This window comes from Acidobacteriota bacterium, from assembly GCA_039030395.1.
Lineage (GTDB): Bacteria > Acidobacteriota > Thermoanaerobaculia > Multivoradales > JBCCEF01 > JBCCEF01.
In genome coordinates, this window is sequence record JBCCEF010000067.1 from 1 (window position 1) to 1792 (window position 1792).

2 protein-coding genes are annotated in these 1792 nt (G+C 67.9%); both read left to right on the forward strand.

The features are described 5' to 3' along the window. Positions 1 to 365 (forward strand): hypothetical protein (locus tag AAF481_20505; GenBank protein ID MEM7483548.1); only part of this gene is annotated, 365 nt, incomplete at its 5' end. An 11-nt stretch (positions 366 to 376) separates the two neighbouring features. Next, positions 377 to 1792 (forward strand): amino acid adenylation domain-containing protein (locus AAF481_20510; GenBank protein MEM7483549.1); only part of this gene is annotated, 1416 nt, incomplete at its 3' end.

The following is a 1792-nucleotide window of genomic DNA, read 5'->3' on the forward strand; positions in this document are numbered from 1 at the left end:
CCGCCCTTTTCGAATCCGCCACAATGGAGGGCTTCGTCAGCCGCTTCGAACGCTTGCTCGACGCGGTCGCGGCCGACCCGGAGCAACCGCTGGCGGACATATCCCTTTTCGCCGAGGACGAGGAACAGCGCTGGCTGCGTGCCGCCGCCGAACGGCTGGCCCACGAGGCCGCGCCGACCCGCCCAGCGGAGAACGCCGGTGATCCACTGGCGGACGAGAAACGTAGCGAGTCCAAGCTGAGAGCCAAAGTATCGGGACGGCGTGACGATCTGTCGGACGCCAAGCGTGCGCTCCTCGCCCGCAGGTTGCGAGGCCGTAAGAAGAAGCCGAGTCCGGAGTCAATACCTCAAGGTGTGGGAGATTGAAGGGGTCGGGGATGAGAGCACAGGAGGGGCTATCTAGAGTCGAGCGTCATCGGCTGCTGGTGGAGTGGAACGATACGGCCTCGGCCTATCCGCGCCGCACCCTGGTGCAGCACCTGGTCGCCCAGCAGGCGGCGGCGCGACCCGAAGCGGTGGCAGCGATCTACGGCGAGCACAGCTTGAGCTACGGTGAGCTCGACCGCCGCGCCCGCGCCCTGGCGCATCGATTACGACGTCTAGGGGTCGGAGTGGAAGATCGCGTCGGCGTCTTCCTGGAGCCCGGCTGTGATCTGGTGGTGGCGTTGCTGGGGATTCTCCAGGCCGGCGGTGCCTATCTGCCCCTCGACCGCGCCTATCCCCGGGAGCGCCTCGCCTTCATGTTGGCCGACGCCGAGCCCAAGGTCGTCGTCACTCAAACGACTCTGATCGACGAGCTGCCTGCAAGCTCGGCCCAAGCGGTGGCTCTCGATCGCCGGCTCGAAGAGCCGACCGATCACGACCTCGACGAGGCCAGCACGGAGTCGTTCGAGGCTGCCGAGACCGCCGCCGCCGGCCGCCTCGCCTACATCATCTACACCTCGGGCTCGACCGGGCGCCCCAAGGGTGTCGGTATCCCCCACCGCGGCATCACTCGCCTGGTGCTCGAAACCAACTACATCACCCTCTCGCCCCGAGATCGGGTGGGTCAGGCGGCCAACACCGCCTTCGATGCCGCCACCTTGGAGATCTGGGGGCCGCTTCTGACCGGCGGTTGTATCGTGGAGGTGCCGCGCGACACCAGCCTGGTTCCGCGCGATCTCGCCGCAGCCTTGCGCCGCTTTCGGGTCAACACCCTCTTCCTCACCACTGCCCTGTTCAACCAGACGATCCGCGAGGCACCGGACGCTTTCGCCCACATCGACAATCTGATGGTGGGGGGCGAGACGGCCGATCCCGCCTGGATGCGCCGCATGCTCGGCAACGGCTCGCCGCGCCGCTTCATCCACGTCTACGGGCCGACCGAGAACACGACCTACACCACCGGCTACCAGGTACGGCAGATCGCTGAGGATGCAGCGACCGTACCGATCGGCGCGGCAATCGCCAACAGCACCGTTTTCGTGCTCGATCAATCCCTGTGGCCGGTGGCGGCCCGCGAGGTGGGCGAGCTGCTCACCGGCGGCGACGGTCTGGCGCGAAACTACTGGCAGAGACCACGCCTCACCGCCGGCCGCTTCGTGCCGGATCCGTTCGCCGGGCAACCCGGAGGGCGCCTGTACCGCACCGGCGACCTGACCCGCTGGCTCGATGACGGCGTGGTCGACTACGTCGGCCGGGTCGATCACCAGATCAAGTTGCGCGGCTTCCGGGTCGAGCTCGGCGAGATCGAGGCCGCGCTCGCCGCGCACCCCCAGGTGACCGAGAGCGCCGTGCTGCTGCAGGCGACGAGC